This is a genomic window from Aeromonas genomosp. paramedia, assembly GCF_023093515.1.
Taxonomy (GTDB): Bacteria; Pseudomonadota; Gammaproteobacteria; order Enterobacterales; family Aeromonadaceae; genus Aeromonas.
In genome coordinates, this window is record NZ_JAAROG010000048.1 from 1 (window position 1) to 514 (window position 514).

The window sequence follows — 514 nt, forward strand, 5'->3', positions numbered from 1 at the left end:
GCCGATGGCGTCTTTGCCACCCACCGTCAGTGTCAGGGTCTCGTCCGCTTCGTCCACGCGGTCATCAACGGTCGGCACGGTCACGGTGAAGTCGGTGACCCCCGCCGGCACGGTGATCTCGCCGGTGGCCGGGTCGTAGGTGACGCCGTTGCTGAAGGTCACGCCCGCCCGGTTGAAGTCGCCCTCCTCCGCGCTCACGCCTGCCAGGTTGAAGCTGTGGCTGGTCGCCTGCTCGCTCGCCGCGCTCAGGGTCACCTTGAAGGTCAGTGGGGTGCCCTCTTCCGCTTTCGCGTCGGCGTTGCTCACCGCCACATCCTTGATGGTCGGCAGCTCGTCGTTGTCCACGATGGCGCCGATGGCGTCTTTGCCACCCACCGTCAGTGTCAGGGTCTCGTCCGCTTCGTCCACGCGGTCATCAACGGTCGGCACGGTCACGGTGAAGTCGGTGACCCCCGCCGGCACGGTGATCTCGCCGGTGGCCGGGTCGTAGGTGACGCCGTTGCTGAAGGTCACG

1 protein-coding gene is annotated in these 514 nt (G+C 67.3%); it reads right to left on the reverse strand.

Translation table 11 applies throughout. The features are described 5' to 3' along the window. Positions 1-513 (reverse strand): Calx-beta domain-containing protein (locus HB860_RS21975; protein ID WP_348773056.1); only part of this gene is annotated, 513 nt, incomplete at its 3' end. Position 514: the final 1 nt, after the last annotated feature.